This is a genomic window from Nonomuraea turkmeniaca (assembly GCF_005889735.1).
Classification (GTDB): Bacteria; Actinomycetota; Actinomycetes; order Streptosporangiales; family Streptosporangiaceae; genus Nonomuraea; species Nonomuraea turkmeniaca.
The window spans coordinates 1-21,742 of sequence record NZ_VCKY01000177.1; the positions used below are offsets into that span (position 1 = coordinate 1).

A 21,742-nucleotide genomic window follows, 5' to 3' on the forward strand; every position below is an offset into this window, starting at 1 on the left:
TGACCATCGGCCCGAACGGCACGATCGAGAAGGCCAGGAACGCCGGCACCACCATGATGATGGGCGCCAGCAGGTAGAGCACCCTGTCCACCGTGTTGGGGAAGAGGTCCTCCTTCAGACCCATCTTCAGGCCGTCGGCCACGGACTGCAGCAGACCGAACTTACCGGCCCGGTTGGGCCCGTAGCGGTTCTGCATCCGCGAGATCAGCTTCCGCTCGAACCAGACGCCGAACAGCACGCCCAGCATCAGGAAGACGAACAACATCACGGCCTTGATGATGGTGATCCACACCGGGTCCTGCCCGAAGCTGGCCAGGGTGGGATCGGCCGCGAGAACGTGGGTCATGAGGCGCTCCCGATGGTGACGATGTCGCCGGCCACCGCGCGCAGGTCGCGCGTGACCGAGCAGCCGCCGGAGTTCGCCGGCACCCAGACCACCCGGTCGGGCAGGTCCGCGACGCGCACCGGCAGCGTCACGTTGCCCCCGACGACGAGCTTGTCGCCGTCGGCGACGCCCAGCTCGGCGGCCGTGCTCTCGGAGACCAGTGCTTCGGCGGTGCGGGCGGTGCCCGCGAGGTATGGCTCGCCGTCCTGCAGCCTGCCGTCGTCGAGCAGCAGGTGCCAGGTGGCCAGCAGCGCCTGGCCCGTCTCCGGCACCTCCTGGGTGCGGGTGAGGGCGTGCGGGGCGCTGACCCGGCTGCCGCGCCAGGCGCCCAGGGTGGACAGCTCACGCCGGGCGCTCTTGACGTCCGGCAGGCCCAGGTGCACGTCCATCCGGTCGGCCAGGTTGCCGATCACGGCCAGGTCGCTCTGCAGACCGGGAACCTTGAGCGGCGCCTCGAACGAGCGGCCGCGGCCCTCCCAGTTGACGAACGTCCCGGCCTTCTCCTGGACGGCGGCGACCGGCAGGACCACGTCGGCGCGGTCGGTGACGGCGCTGGCGCGGATCTCCAGGCTGACGATGAACGGCGTGTGCTCGAGCGCGTCGAGCGCCGCCGCCGGGTCGGCCAGGTCGTACGGGTCGACGCCGGCCACGACCAGCGCGTCGATGTCCCCGTCGCGGGCGGCCACGAGGATGTCCGCGGTGTCACGACCGGGCGAGGCGGGCAGCGAGGACACGTTCCACGCCCTGGCGACCTCGGCCCTGGCGGTCTCGTCGTCCACCGGGCGGCCGATCGGCAGCAAGTTGGGCAGCGCGCCGGCCTCGATCGCGCCACGCTCGCCGGCCCTGCGCGGGATCCAGGCCAGCTTGGCGGCGGAGGCGGCGGCGAGGCGCACGACCGCGGACAGGGCGCCGGGCACGGTCGCCAGCCGCTCGCCCGCGAGGATGACCGTGCCCTCGGGCACCGTGCCGACCAGGTCGCCGATCGCGTCGGCCTCGGCGCCGGGCGCGGTGCGGATGAGCGTGCCGCCCATCTTCTCCAGGCCCGGGGAGGCGAACGGCGCGACCGAGGAGACCTTGAGGTTCTTCTTCATCCACGCCTTGCGCAGGCGCAGGAAGACGATCGGCGACTCCTCCTCGGGCTCGAACCCGACGAGCAGCACGTGCGGGGCGTTCTCCAGGTCGGAGTAGCTGACCTCGATGCCCTTGCCGGCCACCGCGTGCGCCAGGAACTGCGCCTCCTCGGCGGAGTGCGGCCTGGCGCGGAAGTCGATGTCGTTCGTCCCCAGCGCGAGCCTGGCGAACTTGGCGTAGGCGTAGGCGTCCTCGACCGTGACCCGGCCGCCGACCAGCACACCGGCCTTGCCGCGGGCCTTGGCCAGGCCCTCGGCGGCGACGGCCAGCGCCTCCGGCCACGAGGCCGGCACCAGCACGCCTTCCTCGTTGCGGATCAGCGGCGTCTTGAGCCGGTCGGGCTGCGTGGCGTACGCGAACGCCCAGCGGCCCTTGTCGCAGTTCCACTCCTCGTTGACCTGCGGGTCGTTGCCGGCCAGGCGGCGGGTGACGCGGCCGCGCCGGTGGTCGGTGCGCTGGGCGCAGCCGGCGGCACAGTGCTCACACGCGCTCGGCGTGGACACCAGGTCGAACGGGCGGGCCCGGAACCGGTAGGCGGCGCCGGTGAGCGCGCCGACCGGGCAGATCTGCACCGTGTTGCCGGAGAAGTAGGAGTTGAACGGCTTGCCGTCAGCCGTACGCACCTGCTCCTTGGCCCCGCGCTCGAAGAACTCGATGAGCGGGTCGCCGGCGATCTGGTCGGAGAAGCGGATGCAGCGCGCGCACTGCACACAGCGCTCGCGGTCCAGCAGCACCTGCGTGGACAGCGGCAGCGGCTTGGGGAAGGTGCGCTTCTGCTCCTGGAACCTGGACTCCCCGCGACCGTTGGACATGGCCTGGTTCTGCAGCGGGCACTCGCCGCCCTTGTCGCAGACCGGGCAGTCCAGCGGGTGGTTGAGCAGGAGGAACTCCATCGCCGCCCGCTGCGCCTTCTCGGCGACCGGCGAGGTCAGCTGGGTCTGCACGACCATGCCCTCGGCGACCTCGATCGCGCACGAAGGCTGCGGCTTGGGGAAGCCGCGGCCGTTGCCCGCGTCGGGGATGTCGACCAGACACTGGCGGCAGTTGGCCGCCGGGTCCAGCAGCGGGTGGTCGCAGAACCTGGGGATCTGGATGCCCAGGAGCTCGGCGGCCCTGATGATCAGAGTGCCCTTGGGGACACTGACCTGGAACCCGTCGATGGTCAGGGTCACCAGGTTCGTTTCGGTTTCTACGACGGTCACTGCTCACCCCAGAGAGTGGACTTCTTCGGGTCGAACGGGCAGCCGCCGATCTCGAAGTGCTTGAGGTACTCCTCGCGGAAGTACTTCACGGAGGAGTGAATCGGGCTGGTCGCGCCGTCGCCCAGGGCGCAGAACGAGCGACCGAGGATGTTGTCCGCGATGTCGGTGATCGTGGTCAGGTCCTCCTCGGTGCCCTGGCCCTGCTCCAGGCGCTTGAGCACCTGCTTGAGCCAGTAGGTGCCCTCGCGGCACGGCGTGCACTTGCCGCACGACTCGTGGGCGTAGAACTCCGTCCAGCGCAGCACCGTGCGGACCACGCAGGTGGTCTCGTCGAAGATCTGCAGCGCGCGGGTGCCGAGCATGGAGCCCTTGGCGCCGACCGCCTCGAAGTCGAGCGGCACGTCGAGGTGCTCGTCGGTGAAGATCGGCGTGGACGAGCCGCCCGGGGTCCAGAACTTGATCTGGTGCCCCTCGCGGATGCCGCCGGCCATGTCGAGCAGTTCGCGCAGCGTGATGCCGAGCGGCGCCTCGTACTGGCCGGGGCGGGTCACGTGCCCGCTGAGCGAGAAGATGCCGAAGCCCTTGGACTTCTCGGTCCCCATCCCGGCGAACCAGTCGGCCCCGTTGGCGATGATCGAGGGAACACTGGCGATCGACTCGACGTTGTTCACGACAGTAGGCGAGGCGTAGAGACCCGCCACGGCCGGGAACGGGGGCTTGAGCCGCGGTTGACCTCTGAAGCCCTCCAGCGAGTCGAGCAGCGCCGTCTCCTCGCCGCAGATGTACGCGCCCGCGCCACTGTGCACCACCAGCTCAAGGTCGTAACCGGAGCCGAAGATGTCGCTCCCGAGGTACCCCTTCTCGTACGCCTCCCGCACGGCCGCGTGCAGCCGCCTGATCACGTGCAGGACCTCGCCGCGCACGTAGATGAAGGCGTGGTTGGCCCGGATCGCGTAGGACGTGATGATGATGCCCTCGACCAGCGCGTGCGGGTTGGCCATCATGAGCGGGATGTCCTTGCAGGTGCCCGGCTCCGACTCGTCGGCGTTGACGACGAGGTAGTGCGGCTTGCCGTCGCCCTGCGGGATGAACCCCCACTTCATGCCGGTCGGGAAGCCCGCGCCGCCACGGCCGCGCAGGCCCGAGTCCTTGACGGCCTGGATGACGGCGTCGGGGTCCATGTCCAGCGCCTTCTCGGCCGCCTTGTACTCGCCGTAGACGTCGAGGGTGAAGGAGTTGGGCTCGTCCCAGTTCGCGGTCAGGACCGGTGTCAACGTCGTGCTCATGCCTCGGGGGCCTTCCATCCGTTGGCCTTGGCCACCTTCAGGCCCTCGAGCGAGGGGCCGGCCGCCGACGGGCCGTCACCGGCCTGGTCGTCCGGCAGGCCCGCGAGCACGCGCGAGGCCTCCTTGAAGGTGCACAACTTCTTCGGGCCGCGCGTGGGCCGCACGTCCTTGCCGTCACGCAGGTCGTCGACGAGCTGCTTGGCCGACGCGGGCGTCTGGTTGTCGAAGAACTCCCAGTTGACCATCATGACGGGCGCGAAGTCGCAGGCCGCGTTGCACTCCAGGCGCTCCAGCGAGACCTTGCCGTCCGGGGTCGCCTCGTCGTGACCGACGCCGACGTGCTCCGACAGCTCCTCCCAGATCTCGTCGCCGCCCATGACCGCGCACAGCGCGTTGATGCACACGCCGACGTGGTAGTCACCGACGGGCTTGCGCTTGTACATGGTGTAGAACGTCGCCACGCCCGTGACCTCGGCCTTGCTGAGGCCGAGCATCTCCGCGCAGAACTCCTGCCCGTCGTCGGAGACGTAACCGTCCTCCGACTGCACGAGGTGGAGCAGCGGCAGCAGCGCCGACCGCGTCTTCGGGTAGCGCCCGATGATCTCCTTGGCGTCCCGCTCCAGACGCTCACGGATCTCCGGTGAGTAAGTCACCGGTCCACACCTCCCATGACGGGGTCGATAGAAGCCACCGCGGCGATCACATCGGCGACCTGGCCGCCCTCCGCCATCGCGGGGAAGCTCTGCAGGTTACAGAAGGACGGCTCGCGGAAGTGCACGCGGTAGGGCCGGGTGCCACCGTCGCTGACCACGTGCGCGCCGAGCTCGCCCTTGGGCGACTCGATGCTGGCGTACGCCTGGCCGGCCGGCACCCTGAAGCCCTCGGTCACCAGCTTGAAGTGGTGGATGAGGGCCTCCATCGAGGTGCCCATGATGTGGGCGATGTGGTCGGGCGAGTTGCCGAACCCGTCGGGGCCGAGCGCGAGCTGCGCGGGCCAGCCGATCTTCTTGTCCTCGATCATCACCGGGTCGCCCTTGAGCGGGCCGGCGATGCGGTCCAGGGCCTGCTCGATGATCTTGAGGGATTCTTCCATCTCCCTCATGCGCACGAGGTAGCGCGAGTAGACGTCGCAACCGCGCTCGGTGGCGACCTCGAACTCGTACGTCTCGTAGCCGCAGTAGGGCTGCGACTTGCGCAGGTCCCACGGCAGGCCCGCGGCACGCAGGATCGGACCGGTGACGCCGAGCGCCATGCAGCCGGTCAGGTCGAGGTAGGCCACGTCCCTGGTGCGGCGCACGTAGACCGGGTTGGCGTCGAGGAGCTTGCGGATGTCCTTGATCCGCTTGGGCATCTCCTTGAGGAATTCGCCGACCTTGTCCACCGCGCCGGCGGGCAGGTCCACGCTGACGCCGCCGGGGCGGACGTAGGCGTGGTTCATGCGCAGGCCGGTGATGTACTCGAACAGGTCCATGACCATCTCGCGGTCGCGGTACCCGAACAGGAACGGCGTGGTCGCGCCCAGCTCCATGCCGAACGTGCCCATGGCCACCAGGTGCGAGGCGATGCGGTTGAGCTCCATCATCATCACGCGGATGGCCTGCGCCCGCTCGGGCACGCGGTCGGTGATGCCGAGCAGCTTCTCCACGCCCATGCTGTAGGCGGTCTCATTGAAGATCGGCGAGAGGTAGTCCATGCGGGTCACGAACGTGGTCCCCTGGGTCCACGTCCGGAACTCCATGTTCTTCTCGATGCCGGTGTGCAGGTAGCCGATGACGCCGCGGGCCTCGGTCACCGTCTCGCCGTCGAGGGTCAGGACCAGACGGAGCACGCCGTGCGTGGACGGGTGCTGCGGGCCCATGTTGACGACCAGGCGCTCCTCTTCGGTGTCGCGCGCCCCGGTGACGACCTGGTCCCAGTCGCCGCCGTTGACCGAGTAGACCTTGCCCTCGGTCGCCTCGTCATAAGCGGTGCTCATGAGTAGCTTCTCCTCTGGTCCGGCGCGGGGATGGTGGCGCCGCGGTATTCGACCGGGATGCCCCCGAGCGGATAGTCCTTACGCTGCGGGTGACCATCCCAGTCGTCCGGCATCATGATCCGGGTGAGCGCGGGATGGCCGTCGAAGACGATCCCGAAGAAGTCGTACGTCTCCCGCTCATGCCAGTCGTGACCAGGGTAAACGCTCACTGTCGATGGAATGTGCGGGTCGGCGTCGGGCGCGCTCGTCTCCACGCGGACGCGCCGGTTGTGGGTGATCGAGCACAGGTGGTAAACGGCGTGCAGCTCTTCGCCCGCCAGGTGCGGGTAGTGCACCCCGGACACGCCGAGCGACAGCTCGAAACGCAGCGCCGGCTCGTCACGCAGCTTCTGGCACACCTCGACGAGGCGCTCCCGCTTGACGTGCAGGGTCAGCTCGCCGCGGTCCACGACCACACGCTCGATGGCGTCGTCGAGCGCCAGGGTGTCGACGATCTCGTCGAAGTAGCTCCCGTACGGGCGGGGCGTCGAGATCTGCGGCGCCCGGCGCACGACGAGGCCGCCGTAGCCGGAGGTGTCGCCGGAGTCCTCCGCCCCGAACATGCCGCGCCGGGCGACGGGCGCCTCGGGCACCGCCGGGACCGCGACTTCGGGGGTCTCGCCGCTGTCCGGGCTGCCGGGGAGGTTGTCGGGCGAGGTCACTTCGATGCCCCCTGGTCGATCAGCGGCAGCGAGCGCAGCGCCTGCAGCTCGAGCTCCTCGATCTGCTTGGCGCGGTGCGCGCCGAACTTCATGTTCTGGATCTTGTCGTGCAGCTTGACGATGGCGTCGATGAGCATCTCGGGCCGCGGCGGGCAGCCCGGCAGGTAGATGTCGACCGGCACGACGTGGTCGACGCCCTGGACGATGGCGTAGTTGTTGAACATGCCGCCGCTGGAGGCGCACACGCCCATGGCGATGACCCACTTGGGCTCGGCCATCTGGTCGTAGATCTGACGCAGCACCGGGGCCATCTTCTGGGAGACGCGCCCGGCGACGATCATCAGGTCGGCCTGGCGAGGAGACGCCGAAGCGCGCTCCATGCCGAAGCGCGCCAGGTCGTAGTGGGGTCCGCCGGTGGCCATCAACTCGATGGCGCAACACGCGAGCCCGAACGTGGCCGGCCACACGGAGTTCTTGCGTGCCCATCCGGCGGCCTGCTCGACCGTGCTGAGGATGAACCCGCTGGGGAGTTTCTCTTCAAGTCCCATTTTCAGTCCCAGTCCAGACCCTTGCGGCGCCACACGTACGCGTAGGCGACGAGCACGGTGACGATGAACAGCAGCATCTCGACGAGCGCGAACAGCCCGAGGCCCGAGGAGAGCACGCGGCCGAGGTCGTCCGTCTGCGGTGCGAACGAGACCGCCCACGGATAAAGGAAGATGATCTCGATGTCGAACACGATGAAAAGCATCGCGGTGACCATGTATTTGAGCGGGAACCGTCCGCCACCGACGGGCTGGGGCGTCGGCTCGATGCCGCATTCATATGCGTCAAGCTTGGCGCGGTTCCAGCGCTTGGGGCCGGTGAAGGGAGCGATGGCGACCGAGAAGATCGCGAAGCCCCCCGCGAGAACGGCGAGCACCAGGATGGGCACGTAAAGGTCCATCGCTACGCCTCCTCTGGAGTCGCCGCGCGCGCGGGCGCGCAGCCGGATCTGTTAATTGCGGGATTCATGCTGGTGGGGCGACCTTTGAGAGTGCGTTAATGATCTTGTCGGACGCATCGCCTCGCCGGTCGGTGAGATTACCAAGGAGTTTGAGCGCGAAGCGCATCAGCCTCGGGTGCGGGAGCCCGTGCCTGGTGCCGAAGCTCATCAAACCCGGCTTCCCAATCGCCTCGACGAACAACCTCCCGAGCGTGAAATATCCGCCGTAGGCATCCTTCAGCGTCTTGGGATAGGTCCGCAGGGTCCGTTCGCGCTGCGCGGGCGTGGTGCCCTTGAGCGCCTTCGCGATGACCTCGGCGGCGATCTCGCCGGTCTCCATGGCGTACGCGATGCCCTCGCCGTTGAACGGGTTGATCGACCCGCCGGAGTCACCGACGAGCACGAGCCCGCGCGTGTAGTGCGGCTGCCGGTTGAAGGCCATCGGAAGCGCGGCGCCGCGGATCGGGGCCGTCATGTTCTCCTCGGTGAACCCCCAGTCGGCCGGCATGGCCTTGCACCAGCGGCGCAGGAGGTCCCGGTAGTCGATGTTCTTGAACTGGGCGCTGGTGTTGAGCAGCCCGAGCCCGACGTTGGCGGTGCCGTCGCCGACGCCGAAGACCCAGCCGTAGCCGGGCAGCAGCGTGTCGCCGTCCCACAGCTCCAGCCAGATCTCCAGGTAGTCGTCGTCGTGCCGGGGGCTCTCGAAGTAGGTGCGGACGGCCACGCCCATCGGCCGGTCCTCGCGCTTGTGCAACCCCATGCCCACGGCCAGCCGGGTGCTGTTGCCGTCGGCGGCCACCACCAGGCGGCTGCGGTAGGTGCGCCCGTCCTTGGTCGTCACGCCGACGATGTGGCCGCTGCGGTCGTCGAGCACGGGTCCCGTGACGGTGACGCCCTCCATCATCCGCACGCCGTTCTTGACCGCGTTGGCCGCGACGATCTCGTCGAAGTCCATGCGGGTGCGGACCAGCCCGAAGTCAGGGAAACGCTCGAGTTGCGGCCAGTCGAGCTCGAATCGATGGCCGCCGCCGACGACGCGCAGGCCCTTGTTCCTGACCCAACCGGGGGCGTCGACGTCGACGCCCATGTTCTGCAGCTGCTTGACCGCGCGGGGGGTCAGGCCGTCGCCGCAGACCTTCTCGCGGGGGAACCTGGTCTTCTCCAGGAGCAGCACGTCGAGTCCGGCCTGAGCGAGGTAAAAGGCGGCTGCGGAGCCGGCGGGACCGGCGCCGACGACGATGACGTCAGCGTCAACTGTGCTCATGGTCGCGCCCGCTTCGCCACTCGTTGGCTCCTGCGTCGCTCGCTCCCGACGAGCTCCTGCGCTCGGGTATGGCTCTTGGCACGGTCACTGGACCTGTCCTGTCCTACACACGAAGGCCGTGGGGTGTCGCGCCTTCGTTCCTTTGTGAACCCCTTCACAAACTTGTCGGCCCGCAGTCTACTGCTTTTCCTGTACATAGTGGCAGTCGGGGTGCTGTTCTGTGATCCAAGAGGAACGGTGTGTCGCCCGTGACCTCACGCCGGCTTGAACCCTCTGTGCATGGCGACGATCCCCATCGTGAGATTGCGCCAGGCCACCCGTTCCCAGCCTGCCCGCTGAATGATCCGCGCCAGCTTCGCCTGGTCGGGCCAATCCCGGATCGACTCGGCCAGATATTCGTAGGAATCGTCATTGGATCCGAAGACCTTGGCCACTTTCGGCAGCAGCTTCATCAGATATTCGCGGTAGACCAGATCGAACGCGGGCACTGTCACGTGCGAGAACTCCAGAATCACCAGCCGCCCGCCGGGCCTGGTCACCCGCGACATCTCGCGCAGCGCCTGCTCGGTGTCGTGGACGTTGCGCAGCGCCACCGAGATCGTCACCGCGTCGAACGCGTCGTCGGCGAACGGCAGCCGCAGCGCGTCCCCCGCGATGAACGGCACCCCCTCGCCGCTCAGCGCGTTGCCGCCGTGGCGGCGCACACCGGTGCGGAGCATGCCGAGCGAGAAGTCGGAGGCGATCGCGCGGGCGCCGAGCGTGGTGAACGCGTCAGTGGACGTGCCGGTGCCGGCCCCCAGGTCGAGGACGACCTCGCCGGGCCCGGCGTCGACGGCGGCGGCCACCGCCTTGCGCCAGAGCCTGACCTGCCCGAGGGAGATCACGTCGTTGACCAGGTCGTAGCGCCGGGCGGTGCGATCGAACATCGCGGCGACCTCGCCTGGCTGCTTGTCCAACTGAGCGCGCGTCATGCCCCTTAGCCTATTGGCCAATGGGACAATAGACGGAAAGTAGCCACAGCATTACTCACCGTCTGCTAACTCTTGGGGAATGCTTGCCCGTGTCGCCCTTGCGGCGATCATCGCCTCGGCCCTCGTCACGGAGGGGCGGCCCGCCGCGGCCGCCGCCGTCGCCCACACCCGCGTCGTGTCGGCCGACCCGATCGACAGCACCCCTCACGTGCTCGACGGCATCGTCAACGCCATCACCGTCGTCGGCCACACCGCCGTGGTCGGCGGCGCGTTCAGCGAGGTGAGTGACGCCGCTCGCAAGACCGTCCTGCCCCGCGCCAACCTGTTCGCCTTCGACCTGCGGAGCGGCCGGATCCTGCCCGACTTCGCCCCGGTCGTGTCCGGCCCCGTCCACGGGCTGGCCGCGGGCGAGCGCGGCACCGTCTACGTCGGCGGCGAGTTCTACGGTGTCAACAACAGCCGTTCCAGGGCGCTGGCCAGGCTCCGGCTCTCCGACGGCGCACTGGTGCCGAGCTTCGCGCCGCGCATCGTCGGCGGCTCGGTGACCGCGCTGGCCAGACAGGGAGGCAAGTTGTACGTCGGCGGCGACTTCATCGGCCCGCGCGAGGCTCTGGCCAGGCTGGATGCGACCACAGGAGCCCCCGACCCGGGCTTCGCCATCGCGCCGGGGGCGCCGCTGACATCCGGCGTCAAGGTCTACTCGCTCGCCGTCTCACGCACGCGGCTCGCCGTGGACGGCACGTTCACCACGCTCGACGGCCACTCCAGGCCCCAGCTCGGGCTGATCGACATCAGCGGCCCCGTGGCCAAGGTCGCGCCCTGGCGGACCGCCGTGTACGCGCGCAAATGCGCCGCCGCGTTCCCCTCCTACGTCCGCGGACTCGACTTCGCGCCCGACGGCAGCCATTTCGCGGTCGTCACGACGGGGGGCGCCAGAGGCGGGATGTGCGACACGGCCGCCAGGTTCGAGACGTACGCGAAGGGCTCGAACATCCGGCCCACCTGGGTCAACGCCACGGGCGGCGACTCGCTCTACGCGGTCGCGGTGACGGGCGCAGCGATCTACGTCGGCGGACATCAGCGCTGGCTGGACAATCCGCGAGGGCGGGACTCAGCCGGACCCGGAGCCGTGTCGCGGCCGGGCATCGGCGCCATTCATCCGCGTACCGGAAAAGCTCTCGGCTGGAATCCCACGCGGGAGCGCGGCATCGGTGTGAAGGCGTTTTCGGCGCATCGCACCGGACTACTTGTCGGTAGTGACACAACGAGACTCGGACGGGAGTACCATGCCCGGATTGGCATGTTCCCTCTGCCCTAGTCGTCCTGCGGCTTCGGCCGGTCGATCTTGTCGCTGATACGCACGCTCATGGCATCACGCTGCTTGGACAGCAGGACGTAGCTGGCTATACCGCTGATCAAGAAAGAGACCAGGATCAGCGACAGCGGATGCGTCAGGCCGACCAACGGGGCGAGCAACCACAGCACGCCGATGGTCACGATGAACAGGCCGATCCGCGACGCGGTGTAAACGAGAACGGGACGCACAGGTTCGAGGTTACTCGGCCCATGGAGCGGTCGCTCTTCGCATCGGACGCGAGCGCTGCTACTGTTCCCAGTTAGGGAGTTTCGTAAAGAAACACCCACGAGAGCCCCAAATAGGCTCTATCATATAACAATCGGGCAGTCAGCTGATAACAACCCGTGATCTTTGTAGAAAACCACGGATAAATCAGGCTTCGCTCGACACACTGGTTACCTGTCCGCCCGCTGGCAGGAAGCGGGATGCGAGGGGGAGAGATTGGTGGAGAGTAGCAGCGAGCGTCTGCTGACCCCAGGAGAGGTTGCCGCCCTCTTCCGGGTAGACCCAAAGACGGTTACGCGCTGGGCTGCGGCAGGCCGCATCAGCAGTATCCGCACCCCCGGAGGGCACCGGCGCTTCCGCGAGTCGGAAGTGCACGCCCTTCTCCGAGGCGAGGACGTTCTGACGGCCGACAGGCCTGCAGGTGAGTCCCCGCGCGTCTGACGATCCGCGCAGACGGTGATCCTGTGACCATGGCAGGGTCACCGCCGGCGGACCCCACTTTCGCGTGCTTCCCGGCATACTTCCGTACGGCAAGCACGGGGCGGCGCCAACCGCCGACCGTGGCTGGCGCCTGTCCCTCTGCTTGATCAAGCGTCTTCTTCCTGCTCCGTCTTGAACTGCTCTTCCTTGAACTGCTGTTCCTTGAACTGTTCTTCCTTGAACGCCAGGAACTCGCGTTCCAGGTCGTCGTTCTCCTCTTCCCAGCGCCGACGGCGCAGCGCCGCCTCCTCCTCCGTCAGCGACTCGGCCAGCCACTGCTCGTAGTCCGCGTCGCCGGGCTGCACCTCCACGTACGCGTTGCCGATCAGGCGCCCGTCTTCGCTGGTCAGGCTCTGCGGTACGCGCAAGGTCCCGTCCGCGAGCCGGATGACGTACATGACCGAACCACCTAGATTCCGTAGCGCCGGTTGAAGAACAGCATGACGTTGAGCGCCATCCTCGTGTCACCCCCGAGCATGTCGACGAGCGCGGGGCGCTGCCGGGCGGCGATGGCGGCGAAAGCGTCGGCGAAGAACTCCTTGCGCCCGAGCCCGCCACCCTGACGGTGGAAGGCCGAGGCGAGGATGGGCCTGGCCCGCTCGTAGAGGCGCACGAACTCTGGCGAGTCGGATACCCAGTCGCCGTACGCCGAGTCGATGTCGTCGATGGCGTGGCCGACCTCGTGCATCATCACGTCGGGAGTGGGCGACGGGCGGTCCCCCACGACGATCTTGCGGTCGCCGTAGGCGCCGGCGCAGATGTCCCACGTGGCACGGCCCGACGGTAACGGGGCGCCGCGTAAGTAGCCCATGTCGTCGAGGTCGGGGACGCCTCCCGGGCCGACGTAGATGCCCTCGAGGCCGTTCGCGAGCTTCTCCTTCAGGCGGTCGGGCAGCCTGGCGAGGCTCTCCACGGCGCGGACGACGTCGGGCGGCGGCGGGCCCAGCCTGGCGTCCCACTGGCGGTGCAGGATGCGCTCCAGCTTCCCGCAGTGGCGCAGGCCGTCCCCCATGGACGGCAGGTCCGGCCGGTGCGGCTGCGCCCTGAGTGGCCGGTCGTCGAGCTCGAAGTCGTACCAGCTGTAGCGGGGGCGCTCCATCACGGCCGCGGACAGTTGCTCGTGGCGTTCTCGCACCGCGAAACCGTCCCACGTCGTCTTCTGGGCATCAGCGGGGACTCGCTCGCCCTCGCCCGGCCAGGCCCGGCGCTCCCGCCGCTCAGCGCCCGGCCAGCGGCGCCGCTTCTCCCCGTTGACCCCTTGGCCCTCTTGGCCCTCGGCCGGGCCGCTCGGGGCCTCCTGGAGCCTCTCACGGGCGTTGGACCAGAACGAGCGCTCCGCCCCCCGCGGCGCCTCCGCGCGGCGCGAGAAGAGGTATGACCCGCGCCGCCACCAGCGACCACGACGATGGCGGCCCTTGTCGTGGGAAAAGGCCATCGCACCCCTCAACGCCCGTAGCACCTGCGGACACTCCACGGTACGACGGGGATCTTCCCCTAGTCACCCGAAATGGGACAACAGGAAGCACGATCACGTCGCGAATGGCTTACAGTTCGGGCATGGCAGGTGTTCTGATCGGCCTGGCGCTGCTGGCCTTCTGGCTCTTTTCCATCTTCGACGTGATCACCACTCCGGAAGACGAGGTAAGGAACGTACCAAAGGCGCTGTGGATCCTGGCCGTCGTCATGATCCCGCTGCTCGGCGGCCTGGTCTGGCTGGCGCGCGGCCGCCCGCGGGCCCCGCGGGAGCCCTGGCCGGTGCCCCCCGGCCCCGGCATGCCGAAGGGCCCCGACGACGACCCCGAGTTCCTGCGCGACCTCGACCGCCGCATGCGGGGTGAGGACCTGGGCTAGGTCACACGTCCGCGTAGCTGTGCAGACCGCCGATGAAGATGTTGACGCCTACCAGGTTGAACAGCAGGCACGCGAACGCCACCAGCTGCACGATCGTCGCGGCCCGCCCCCGCCAACCCGCCGTCACTCTGGCGTGCAGGTAGGCGGCGTACGCGACCCACGTGATGAACGACCAGACTTCCTTGGGGTCCCAGCCCCAGTAGCGGCCCCAAGCGCGGTCCGCCCACAACGCGCCCGCGATCACCGCGAACGTCCACACGGGGAAGGCGAACACGATCGCCCGGTGCGCCACCCGCTCGAGGTCCTCGCGGGCCGGCAGGCGGGACATCCCGTCGCCGCGGATCAGGTAGAGGATGCCGGCGACGCCGGCCATCGTCAGCAGGCCGCTGGCGATGATCGCGGCGGTGACGTGGATGGCGATCCAGTACGAGTTCAGCGCGGGCACCACCGGGCCCGCGGCCGTGTAGAAGACCTTGACGGCCAGCCCGAGCCCGAGCGCGGCCGTCACCATGACGAACGCGCCGAGGAAACGTACGTTGTTGCGAAGCTGGGTGGCGAGGAACGCGGTCACGGCGGCGAAGCAGATGGCCACCACGAACTCGTACATGTTGCCCCACGGCCACCGCTCCACGGCCAGACCGCGGGTGACGATGGCGCCCAGGTTGGCTGCCCAGCCGACCCAGGCGAGCGCCAACGCCACCATCCCGGCCCGGGCCGCACCGCGCGGCTGTCCGTCCGGGCCCTCTGCCGCCTCCCCGCCCCGCGTCTCCGCGGCGACGGAACCGCCGGCAGCGGGCACCGCGTCGGGCACCGCGTCGCCGCCGTCGGAGGCGGCCGCGGCTCCGACCGCAACCGGCTGCTTGAGGGCGCTCGGCCTGGCGCCGGCCCCTGCGGCCGCCGTCTTGCCGGGCCGGAACCGCCCGAAGGCCAGCTCCGTGGCGAAGCCGATCATGGCGAAGACATAGAGCAGGACCGCGCCGACGACGAAGAGGTCGCTCAGCTCAGCGAGTTGCTCAGCGGACATGCTTCTCTCCTGCTGATAGAACCTTGACGATGTCGGCGAACTCCTCGGCGAAGCCCGCCGCGGAGCCCTCGGTGCGGGTCAGACCGCCCACGTCGACCCTGCCCCCGTCGGGGCCCTCCTTGACCCGCACGAAGACTCTGCGCCGCCGGATCATGAGCGAGAGCGCGATGGCGACGACGGCCGTGCCGGAGAACACCAGGGCGGGCATCCGCCCCGGGTCGTAGGCGATCTGGAGGGTGATCCATTCCTTGACCCCCACGAACTCCAGCTTGCCCGCCCCCTCGGGCAGATCGATCGACTGCCCGGCGGCGAGCGGCTTGGGCACGTGCGTACCCATGACGAGCGGCTTGAGCTTCTTCATGAGCTCGGGCGGCGCGAGCTCGTAAACCGACTGCGGCTTGCCGGAGCGCAGCCCCAGGTCGCCGGTGAAGGCCCCTTCGAGCCGCACCTCGGGGTTGAGCGACCCGGGGAAGGCGGAGGCGTACGTGCCGTCGGTCAGCGGCACGCTGGTGGGCAGGAACCGCAGCAGGAAGCCCAGCTGCTCCGGTTGCGCGTCCGGCGCCTTGACCACACATCCCGAGGTCATCGTGGCCTTGTCCTCGATCAGGCACGGCACAGCGCCCTCGAACGCCACCTGCCCCTTGCCGTCGGTGACCTTGAAGACGGGGGCGTAGCCGTTGCCGATCAGGTACGTCTGCGTGCCGTTGACCTCGAGCGGCGTGTTGACCTTGAGGTCGAAGTCCCGGGCGGGCGCGTCCGGCGAGTCGTTGACCTTGAGATGGGCGGTGTAGTCGAGCGCCTGGCCCTTCTTGTCGCCTGCGACCTGGTAGGCGACCTTGAAGTCGGCCAGCTGGAGCGAGAACGGCTCCAGCGACTCGGCCGACACCTGGCTGCCCGGGATGTACCGGTCGTAGGCGGCGACGGTGTTGGCGAACCCGTCGCCCTCCACGACCAGGACGTTGCCGCGGTAGCCGAACAACGAGCCCGCGGCGATCGCGAGCAGGATGCCGAGCAGGGCGATGTGGAAGAACAGGTTTCCCGTCTCGCGCAGGTAGCCCTTCTCCGCGGAGACCCAGCCGTCCCCGGTCACGACGCGGAAGCGCAGCTTACGCAGCCGCCGGGCGGTCTCCTCGACTTCCAGATCGCTCTCGAACGAGGCGAAGTGCGGCAGCCGCGACAGGTTCTGCGGCGCCGCGGGCGGCTTGCGGCGCAGCTCACGCACGTAGGTCGCGGTGCGCGGGATGATGCAGCCGATCAGCGAGGTGAACAGCAGCAGGTAGACGGCCGCGAACCAGGTGGAGGTGAACACCTCGAACAGCTGGAACCGGTCGTACCACTCCGCCAGCGTCGGGTTCTGCTCGTAGATCCGCGCCACCTTGTCCGGCTCGACGCCGCGCTGCGGCACCAGCGACCCGGGCACCGAGCCGAGCGCCAGCAGGAACAGCAGGATCAGCGCCGTCCGCATCGAGGTGAGCGTGCGCCACCCCCACCGCAGCCAGCCCACCAGCCCGAACGCGGCCTGCTTGGGCGCCCGCTCCTTCTCCAGCTCCTGAACGCTCATCAGATCACCGGCTCGAACGCGCCGATCAGCCCCTGTATGCCCGCGATCATCTGTCCCCACAGCCCGGTCACCAGCAGCACGCCGACGGCCACCATCATGCCGCCGCCGACCCTGGTGATCAGTCGCGTGTGCTTGCGGATGGCCCGGAACGTCCGCAGGGCCTTGCTGTACGCCAGCGCCGCGCCCATGAACGGCAGCCCGAGACCCAGCGCGTACGCGACGGCAAGGAGGGCGCCGCGCGCGGCGCTGCCCTCGTTGAGCCCGAGCGCGAGCACGACGGCCAGCGTGGGCCCGATGCACGGCGTCCACCCCAGCCCGAACACCACCCCGAGCAGCGGCGCCCCGGCGAGCCCCGCGGCCGGCATCCGGTGGATGCGCACATCGCGCATCAACCCGGGCACCACGCCCAGGAACGCCAGCCCGAGCAGGATCGTCAGCACGCCCAGCACCCGCGTGATGATCTCGGCGTTGCCCAGCAACACCGACCCCAGCCCGCCGAACAGCGCCCCGCTGAGCACGAACACCACACCGAATCCGGCCACGAACAACGCCGTCCCGAGCACCAGCCGTCCGCGCTTGGGGTCGTCGCTCATGCCGGTCACGTACGACAGATAGCCGGGGACCAGCGGCAGCACGCACGGCGACAGGAACGACACCACTCCGGCGAGCACCGCGATCGGCACCGCCAGCAGCAGCGACCCGGAGGCGACGACGTCACTCATCGCGCACCTTGGTCACCGTGTCCATCAGGTCGGTGTACTTGACCGCGCCCAGCGCCCTGGCCGCGATCCTGCCCTGCTTGTCGATGATCAGCGTGGAGGGGATGGCCGCGGGCGGCACCGTGCCCTGGAAGGCCAGCGCCACCTTGCCCGGCTGGTCGAAGATCGAGGGGTAGCCGGTCTTCTCGGTGCGTTCGAACGCCAGGGCGTCGGCCTGGCGGTCCTTGAAATCGATGCCGAGGAACTCCACGCCGCCGTCCTTGGTCTTGGCCGCGACCTCCTTGAGCACCGGCGCCTCCGCCCGGCACGGGCCGCACCACGACGCCCAGAAGTTGAGCACCACGACCTTGCCCTTGTGCGCGGCCAGCGAGGCATTGCCCCCGTCGAGGGTCGGCCCCTGGATCGCCGGCGCGGCCTTGCGCTCGCCTGCGGCGAACACCTGCATCTTCCCGTCGCCGGCGACGAACCGGGTGTCGCCCGCCTGCGGCTGCCCGCTCTGGTTGCCGGCGCAGCCCCCGACCAGCAGGGCCAGGAGAACGAGGGAGATGGACTTGGCGCGCACGGAGGAAGATCTCCTTGTACTACAACCGGTAGAGCTTGCAACTCTACCGGCGGGGGCGTACGCCCTTCACATCGGGTGACAACGTGTTCATGCGCCGGGCACGGACGGCCCGGCGTCCAGCGACCCGGCGGGCTCGCTGTAGCCGATGCTGATCAGCCGGTCTCCGTCGAACGTCAGCGTGGTGAGGCTGGCCAGCGCGCACTGCCTGCGCCGGGGGTCGTGCCAGAGCCTGCGGCCCTCGGCGGCCATCCTGATCGCCCAGATCGGCAGCTGGTGGCTGACGAGCACGGCCTCGTGCCCGCGTGCCGCGGCCCTGGCCTCCTCGACCATCGACTTCATGCGCTGGACGATGACCGGGTACGCCTCGCCCCATGACGGGCGCAGCGGATTCCAGAAATAGCGGTAGTTGCGCCAGTCGCGAAATAGCGCCATCCCCTGCCCGACCGGGCGGCCCTGCAGGAGGTTGCCCGCCTCTATCAGGCGGACGTCCTGCTGGATCTCCAGGCCGAGCTTCTGGGCGAGCGGGGTCGCGGTCTCCAGGGCACGCTCGAGCGGCGAGCTGTAGAGCGCCACGATGTCACGGCCCCCGACCGCCTTGGCGACCGTCTCGGCCATGAGCAGGCCTGTCTCGGACAGGTGGTATCCGGGCAGCCTGCCGTAGAGGATGCCGCTCGGGTTGTGCACCTCACCGTGGCGCAGCAGGTGGACGACGGTGGTTTCAGCCATGGTGTGGCACAGCCTATCCGTTGGATCGGGTCACGCGGTCAGCTGACCGCCCAGGCGTTCTCCTGCTCACTGCTCGCCTGAGCGAGCGCCTCGACCAGCGCCCTGATCGCGGGCCTGCGGGCCGCGTCCGCCCGCCACACCGCGTAGATGCGGCGCGACTGCCGCGGCACGATCGGCACCAGCCGCACGCCGGCGGGCACGCAGTCACGGCCGAGCCGCGGCACGATCGCGCACCCCAGACCGGCCGCCACCAGCGCGAGCTGGGTCGGGTACTCGTCGGCCATGCACGCGATCACCGGCTCCAGCGAGGCGTTGCGCAGCGTGAACACCAGCCAGTCGTGGCAGACGGTGCCGGGCGAGGAGCTGATCCAGCGCTCGCCGTGCAGCTTGGCCAGCTCCACCTCCCTGGCGTCGGCCAGCGGGTGACCGGCGGGTAGCGCCACGTCGGCGATGTCGTCGAGCAGCGTGGCCCGGGACAGCCCGTCGGGCAGCGCCATCGGCCTGCTGAGCCAGTCCTGGATGACGCCCAGGTCCAGCTCGCCCCTGGCCACCTCGCGCACGATCCGCTCGGGTTCGCGCTCGATGAGCTGGATCCACAGGTCGGGATGGCGCTCCCGGAGCACGGACAGCGCCTTCGGCATGATGCCGCGCGTCGCCGTGGGGAAGGCGGCGACATTGAGCCGTCCGACCACCTCGCCGCGCAGCGCCTCGAAGTCCGCTTCGGCGGTCTCGACCAGGGCGAGGATGCGCTCCGCGTGCTCGGCGAGCAGGCCGGCCGCGTCCGTCAGGCGCACGCCGCGGCCGTTGCGCTCCATGAGCCTGGCGCCGGTCTCCCGCTCCAGCTTGGAGATCTGCTGGGACACGGCCGACGGCGTGACCATGAGCGCGTCGGCCGCCGCGCCCACCGACCCGTAGACGTGCACGGCGTGAAGAGCCTTGAGCCGGTTCAAGTCCAACATGTAAGCCAGACTAAAGGGTTTAGCGTAGAAAGTCTCGCTTGTCCTTCAATCTGAAGCAGATGAAAATATATGCATGAGAATCCTTAAGTCGAAGAAGCAGCAGTCTGGCTCCACCTCGTACCTGAAGGTGCTCGCCGAGCAGGCGCGCGAGCAGCGGATCCGGTACCAGAAGCCCGTCCGCTGACTTGCGCCCCCGCCACCTCGCCCTCGCCGTCGGCCTCGCGGCGGTCTGGGGCTTCAACTTCGTCGTCATGCAGATAGGACTGCGGCACTTCCCGCCGCTGCTGTACGCGGGAATCCGGTTCACCATGGCGGCGTTCCCCGCCCTGCTCGTCGTGGGGCGCCCGGGAGTGCCCTGGCGCTGGGTCGCCGGGGTGGCGGCCACCATCGGGGTGGGCCAGTTCGGATTGTTGCTCGTGGGCATGCGGGCAGGCATGCCGGCCGGGCTCACCTCACTCGTCCTGCAGATGCAGGCACTGTTCACCGTCATCTTCGCGGTGACGCTGCTCGGTGAGCGGCTCACCGCCCGCCGCGTGCTCGGGCTGGCCGTCGCCTTCGGCGGGCTGGCCCTGGTCGCGCTCGACTTCGGCGTGTCCGGCCCGATCGGCGCCTTCGCTCTGTGCGTGGCCGCAGCGGCGGCCTGGGGCCTGGGCAACGTGGTCCAGCGCCGGGCCATGTCCACGGCCTCACTCCGTGAGGCGGGCTCCAGGCGACGGCACTCCCTCGCGGCACCGGAGTCCCTGCGCTTCATGGTCTGGGTCAGCGCGCTGTCCGCGCCGCCACTTCTGCTGCTGTCGTTGTGGCTGGAGGGCGCGCCGACAGTGACGTCACCCCTTGAGGGCTGGCTGTCCCTCTTCTACGTCGCCTTCATCTCCACGCTCGGGGGCTTCGGCGTCTGGGGATGGCTGCTGCACCGCTACGACGCCTCGACCGTGGCGCCGTACACGCTGCTCGTGCCGGTGTTCGGCATGTCGTCGGCCGCGCTGATCACCGGGGAGCCGCTCACCTGGCTCAAGCTCCTGGCGGCGGCCCTCATCGTCTCCGGCGTGCTCTACGCCGGCACCAAGCCCCGCGCTACAAAACGGCGGCCGCCGCCTTCGCCGCGGCAGGAAGCGCTTCCGCGACGCGGTTGAGCGCCTCGTCGTCGTGGGCGGCCGACAGGAACCACGCCTCGTACGCCGACGGCGGCAGGTAGACGCCCTGGTCCAGCATCGCGTGGAAGAACGCGGTGAACGCGGCGGTGTTCTGGGTCTTGGCCTCGGCGAAGTCCGTCACCTCGGCGTCCGTGAAGAAGATCGAGAACAGACTCCCCGCCCGCTGCAGCCGATGCGGCACCCCGGCCGCGGCGAGCGCCTCCGCGGCCGCCTGCCCGACGGCCAGCGCCGCGGCGTCAACCCGCTCGTAGGCCGCGTCGTCCAGCGCACGAAGCGTCGCCAACCCGGCCGCGCACGCCAGCGGGTTCCCCGACAACGTCCCCGCCTGATAGACGGGTCCCTCCGGCGCGAGGTTGGCCATGACGTCGGCCCGCCCGCCGAACGCCGCCGCCGGCAACCCGCCGCCCATGACCTTGCCGAACGTCATGAGGTCGGCCTCGACGGGGTCCAGCCCGTACCAGCCGGCGGAGGAGACCCGGAAACCCGTCAACACCTCGTCCAGGATGAGCAGCGCCCCGTTGGCCGTGCACAGCTCGCGCAGTCGCGCGTTGAACCCGTCACGCGGCGGGACGACCCCCATGTTCGCCGGGCAAGCCTCCGTGATCACACACGCGACGTCGGCCGCGGCGAAAGCCTCTTCGACGGCCTCGATCGAGTTGTACGGCAACACGATCGTGTCCGCCGCCGACGCCCCCGTCACGCCCGGCGTGTCCGGCAGCCCGAACGTCACCACCCCGGACCCCGCCGAGGCCAGCAACGCGTCCACGTGCCCGTGGTAACACCCGGCGAACTTGATCACCTTGGACCGCCCGGTGAAACCGCGCGCCAGCCGCACCGCGCTCATCGTCGCCTCGGTGCCGGAGCTGACCAGCCGGACCTTCTCGACCGGCGCCACCCTGGCCACGATCTCCTCGGCCAGCTCGACCTCGCCCTGCGTGGCGGTGCCGTACGAGAACCCGTGGGCCACCGCCCCGGACACGGCCTCGACCACCGCGGGGTGCCGATGCCCGAGGATCATCGGCCCCCAGGAGCACACCAGGTCCACGTACCGGTTGCCGTCCACGTCCGTGATGTAGGGCCCCTGCCCCTCGGCCATGAAGCGCGGCGTCCCACCGACCGCGCCGAACGCGCGCACCGGAGAGTTGACGCCCCCGGGCACGATCTGGCGGGCGCGGGCGAACAGGTCCTCGGAGTTCTGTGTACGGCCTGTCTCTATACACATCT

24 protein-coding genes are annotated in these 21,742 nt (G+C 69.4%); 4 read left to right on the forward strand and 20 right to left on the reverse strand.

The window, feature by feature from the left end:
* The 10 genes from ETD86_RS38050 to ETD86_RS38095 form a co-directional block, all read right to left on the reverse strand.
* Positions 1–346 (reverse strand): NADH-quinone oxidoreductase subunit H (locus ETD86_RS38050; RefSeq protein WP_211370575.1); only part of this gene is annotated, 346 nt, incomplete at its 3' end.
* Complete coding sequence (locus ETD86_RS38055; protein ID WP_138671501.1) at positions 343–2,718, reverse strand: NADH-quinone oxidoreductase subunit G; 2,376 nt, start codon at positions 2,716–2,718, stop codon at positions 343–345. The genes ETD86_RS38050 and ETD86_RS38055, both read right to left, overlap by 4 nt.
* Complete coding sequence (nuoF, locus tag ETD86_RS38060; protein ID WP_138671502.1) at positions 2,715–4,004, reverse strand: NADH-quinone oxidoreductase subunit NuoF; 1,290 nt, start codon at positions 4,002–4,004, stop codon at positions 2,715–2,717. Before nuoF ends, ETD86_RS38055 begins: the two co-directional genes overlap by 4 nt.
* A complete protein-coding gene (gene nuoE, locus ETD86_RS38065) occupies positions 4,001–4,657 on the reverse strand; it encodes an NADH-quinone oxidoreductase subunit NuoE (protein ID WP_138671503.1) in 657 nt (218 codons plus the stop codon). The genes nuoF and nuoE overlap by 4 nt, the downstream gene beginning before the upstream one ends.
* Positions 4,654–5,979, reverse strand: coding sequence for an NADH-quinone oxidoreductase subunit D (locus ETD86_RS38070; RefSeq protein WP_138671504.1), 1,326 nt, complete (start codon positions 5,977–5,979; stop codon positions 4,654–4,656). Before ETD86_RS38070 ends, nuoE begins: the two co-directional genes overlap by 4 nt.
* Positions 5,976–6,680, reverse strand: coding sequence for an NADH-quinone oxidoreductase subunit C (locus ETD86_RS38075; RefSeq protein WP_138671505.1), 705 nt, complete (start codon positions 6,678–6,680; stop codon positions 5,976–5,978). Before ETD86_RS38075 ends, ETD86_RS38070 begins: the two co-directional genes overlap by 4 nt.
* Positions 6,677–7,228, reverse strand: coding sequence for a NuoB/complex I 20 kDa subunit family protein (locus ETD86_RS38080; RefSeq protein ID WP_138671506.1), 552 nt, complete (start codon positions 7,226–7,228; stop codon positions 6,677–6,679). The genes ETD86_RS38075 and ETD86_RS38080 overlap by 4 nt, the downstream gene beginning before the upstream one ends.
* A gap of 2 nt (positions 7,229–7,230) precedes the next feature.
* Positions 7,231–7,626 (reverse strand): NADH-quinone oxidoreductase subunit A, encoded by a 396-nt coding sequence (locus tag ETD86_RS38085; protein ID WP_111175515.1) that lies wholly within the window; start codon positions 7,624–7,626, stop codon positions 7,231–7,233.
* 64 nt (positions 7,627–7,690) lie between these two features.
* On the reverse strand, positions 7,691–8,929 hold the full coding sequence (locus tag ETD86_RS38090; protein WP_138671507.1) for a geranylgeranyl reductase family protein: 1,239 nt from the start codon (positions 8,927–8,929) through the stop codon (positions 7,691–7,693).
* Between the two features lie 254 nt (positions 8,930–9,183).
* Positions 9,184–9,900, reverse strand: coding sequence for a demethylmenaquinone methyltransferase (locus ETD86_RS38095; RefSeq protein WP_138671508.1), 717 nt, complete (start codon positions 9,898–9,900; stop codon positions 9,184–9,186).
* A gap of 79 nt (positions 9,901–9,979) precedes the next feature.
* Between ETD86_RS38095 and ETD86_RS38100 the strand changes: the two genes are divergently transcribed.
* Positions 9,980–11,218, forward strand: coding sequence for a delta-60 repeat domain-containing protein (locus ETD86_RS38100; RefSeq protein ID WP_138671509.1), 1,239 nt, complete (start codon positions 9,980–9,982; stop codon positions 11,216–11,218).
* Here the strand turns inward: ETD86_RS38100 and ETD86_RS38105 are convergent.
* Complete coding sequence (locus tag ETD86_RS38105; protein ID WP_138671510.1) at positions 11,215–11,445, reverse strand: DUF4229 domain-containing protein; 231 nt, start codon at positions 11,443–11,445, stop codon at positions 11,215–11,217. The genes ETD86_RS38100 and ETD86_RS38105 overlap by 4 nt on opposite strands.
* A gap of 256 nt (positions 11,446–11,701) precedes the next feature.
* On the opposite strand from ETD86_RS38105, the gene ETD86_RS38110 reads away from it, so the two are divergent.
* Positions 11,702–11,923 carry a BldC family transcriptional regulator gene (locus tag ETD86_RS38110; protein WP_026214226.1) on the forward strand — a complete coding sequence of 74 codons (222 nt, stop codon included), beginning with the start codon at positions 11,702–11,704 and terminating at the stop codon, positions 11,921–11,923.
* Between the two features lie 146 nt (positions 11,924–12,069).
* Here the strand turns inward: ETD86_RS38110 and ETD86_RS38115 are convergent, their stop codons facing one another.
* Complete coding sequence (locus ETD86_RS38115; protein WP_138671511.1) at positions 12,070–12,360, reverse strand: hypothetical protein; 291 nt, start codon at positions 12,358–12,360, stop codon at positions 12,070–12,072.
* A gap of 11 nt (positions 12,361–12,371) precedes the next feature.
* Positions 12,372–13,397, reverse strand: a complete 1,026-nt coding sequence (locus ETD86_RS38120) for a hypothetical protein (RefSeq protein WP_138671512.1) — start codon at positions 13,395–13,397, stop codon at positions 12,372–12,374.
* Positions 13,398–13,519: 122 nt separating this feature from the next.
* Here ETD86_RS38120 and ETD86_RS38125 point away from each other — a divergent pair, with 122 nt between their 5' ends.
* Positions 13,520–13,813, forward strand: a complete 294-nt coding sequence (locus tag ETD86_RS38125) for a PLDc N-terminal domain-containing protein (protein WP_138671513.1) — start codon at positions 13,520–13,522, stop codon at positions 13,811–13,813.
* 1 nt (position 13,814) lies between these two features.
* Here ETD86_RS38125 and ccsA read toward each other — a convergent pair whose 3' ends face one another.
* The 6 genes from ccsA to ETD86_RS38155 all read right to left on the reverse strand — a co-directional run bounded on the left by ccsA (position 13,815) and on the right by ETD86_RS38155 (position 19,364).
* Positions 13,815–14,837, reverse strand: a complete 1,023-nt coding sequence (gene ccsA, locus ETD86_RS38130; protein ID WP_138671514.1) for a cytochrome c biogenesis protein CcsA — start codon at positions 14,835–14,837, stop codon at positions 13,815–13,817.
* Positions 14,827–16,398 carry a cytochrome c biogenesis protein ResB gene (gene resB / locus ETD86_RS38135; RefSeq protein ID WP_138671515.1) on the reverse strand — a complete coding sequence of 524 codons (1,572 nt, stop codon included), beginning with the start codon at positions 16,396–16,398 and terminating at the stop codon, positions 14,827–14,829. The genes ccsA and resB overlap by 11 nt, the downstream gene beginning before the upstream one ends.
* A complete protein-coding gene (locus ETD86_RS38140; protein WP_138671516.1) occupies positions 16,398–17,120 on the reverse strand; it encodes a cytochrome c biogenesis CcdA family protein in 723 nt (240 codons plus the stop codon). Before ETD86_RS38140 ends, resB begins: the two co-directional genes overlap by 1 nt.
* A complete protein-coding gene (locus ETD86_RS38145) occupies positions 17,113–17,679 on the reverse strand; it encodes a TlpA family protein disulfide reductase (protein ID WP_138671517.1) in 567 nt (188 codons plus the stop codon). The genes ETD86_RS38140 and ETD86_RS38145 overlap by 8 nt, the downstream gene beginning before the upstream one ends.
* 87 nt (positions 17,680–17,766) lie before the next feature.
* The gene (locus ETD86_RS38150) at positions 17,767–18,405 is read right to left on the reverse strand and encodes a histidine phosphatase family protein (RefSeq protein ID WP_138671518.1); all 639 of its coding nucleotides are present in this window, start codon (positions 18,403–18,405) and stop codon (positions 17,767–17,769) included.
* Between the two features lie 38 nt (positions 18,406–18,443).
* A complete protein-coding gene (locus ETD86_RS38155) occupies positions 18,444–19,364 on the reverse strand; it encodes a LysR family transcriptional regulator (RefSeq protein ID WP_138671519.1) in 921 nt (306 codons plus the stop codon).
* A 185-nt stretch (positions 19,365–19,549) separates the two neighbouring features.
* Between ETD86_RS38155 and ETD86_RS38160 the strand changes: the two genes are divergently transcribed.
* On the forward strand, positions 19,550–20,497 hold the full coding sequence (locus ETD86_RS38160) for an EamA family transporter (protein WP_138671520.1): 948 nt from the start codon (positions 19,550–19,552) through the stop codon (positions 20,495–20,497).
* On the opposite strand, the gene hemL is transcribed toward ETD86_RS38160, so the two are convergent.
* Positions 20,439–21,740 (reverse strand): glutamate-1-semialdehyde 2,1-aminomutase, encoded by a 1,302-nt coding sequence (gene hemL / locus ETD86_RS38165; RefSeq protein WP_138671521.1) that lies wholly within the window; start codon positions 21,738–21,740, stop codon positions 20,439–20,441. The two genes, ETD86_RS38160 and hemL, sit on opposite strands and share 59 nt — an antisense overlap.
* Positions 21,741–21,742 lie beyond the last annotated feature (2 nt).

What these genes read in the sequence shown, in the direction of transcription:
- ccsA (WP_138671514.1), bottom strand. Translation starts at nt 14,837, where the DNA reads ATGTCCGCTGAGCAACTCGCTGAGCTGAGCGACCTCTTCGTCGTCGGC.
- nuoF (WP_138671502.1), bottom strand. Translation starts at nt 4,004, where the DNA reads ATGAGCACGACGTTGACACCGGTCCTGACCGCGAACTGGGACGAGCCC.
- ETD86_RS38125 (WP_138671513.1), top strand. Translation starts at nt 13,520, where the DNA reads ATGGCAGGTGTTCTGATCGGCCTGGCGCTGCTGGCCTTCTGGCTCTTT.
- ETD86_RS38140 (WP_138671516.1), bottom strand. Translation starts at nt 17,120, where the DNA reads ATGAGTGACGTCGTCGCCTCCGGGTCGCTGCTGCTGGCGGTGCCGATC.
- ETD86_RS38120 (WP_138671512.1), bottom strand. Translation starts at nt 13,397, where the DNA reads ATGGCCTTTTCCCACGACAAGGGCCGCCATCGTCGTGGTCGCTGGTGG.
- ETD86_RS38085 (WP_111175515.1), bottom strand. Translation starts at nt 7,626, where the DNA reads ATGGACCTTTACGTGCCCATCCTGGTGCTCGCCGTTCTCGCGGGGGGC.
- ETD86_RS38150 (WP_138671518.1), bottom strand. Translation starts at nt 18,405, where the DNA reads ATGGCTGAAACCACCGTCGTCCACCTGCTGCGCCACGGTGAGGTGCAC.
- ETD86_RS38080 (WP_138671506.1), bottom strand. Translation starts at nt 7,228, where the DNA reads ATGGGACTTGAAGAGAAACTCCCCAGCGGGTTCATCCTCAGCACGGTC.
- ETD86_RS38100 (WP_138671509.1), top strand. Translation starts at nt 9,980, where the DNA reads ATGCTTGCCCGTGTCGCCCTTGCGGCGATCATCGCCTCGGCCCTCGTC.
- ETD86_RS38095 (WP_138671508.1), bottom strand. Translation starts at nt 9,900, where the DNA reads ATGACGCGCGCTCAGTTGGACAAGCAGCCAGGCGAGGTCGCCGCGATG.
- ETD86_RS38115 (WP_138671511.1), bottom strand. Translation starts at nt 12,360, where the DNA reads ATGTACGTCATCCGGCTCGCGGACGGGACCTTGCGCGTACCGCAGAGC.
- ETD86_RS38155 (WP_138671519.1), bottom strand. Translation starts at nt 19,364, where the DNA reads ATGTTGGACTTGAACCGGCTCAAGGCTCTTCACGCCGTGCACGTCTAC.
- hemL (WP_138671521.1), bottom strand. Translation starts at nt 21,740, where the DNA reads ATGTGTATAGAGACAGGCCGTACACAGAACTCCGAGGACCTGTTCGCC.
- resB (WP_138671515.1), bottom strand. Translation starts at nt 16,398, where the DNA reads ATGAGCGTTCAGGAGCTGGAGAAGGAGCGGGCGCCCAAGCAGGCCGCG.
- ETD86_RS38090 (WP_138671507.1), bottom strand. Translation starts at nt 8,929, where the DNA reads ATGAGCACAGTTGACGCTGACGTCATCGTCGTCGGCGCCGGTCCCGCC.
- ETD86_RS38070 (WP_138671504.1), bottom strand. Translation starts at nt 5,979, where the DNA reads ATGAGCACCGCTTATGACGAGGCGACCGAGGGCAAGGTCTACTCGGTC.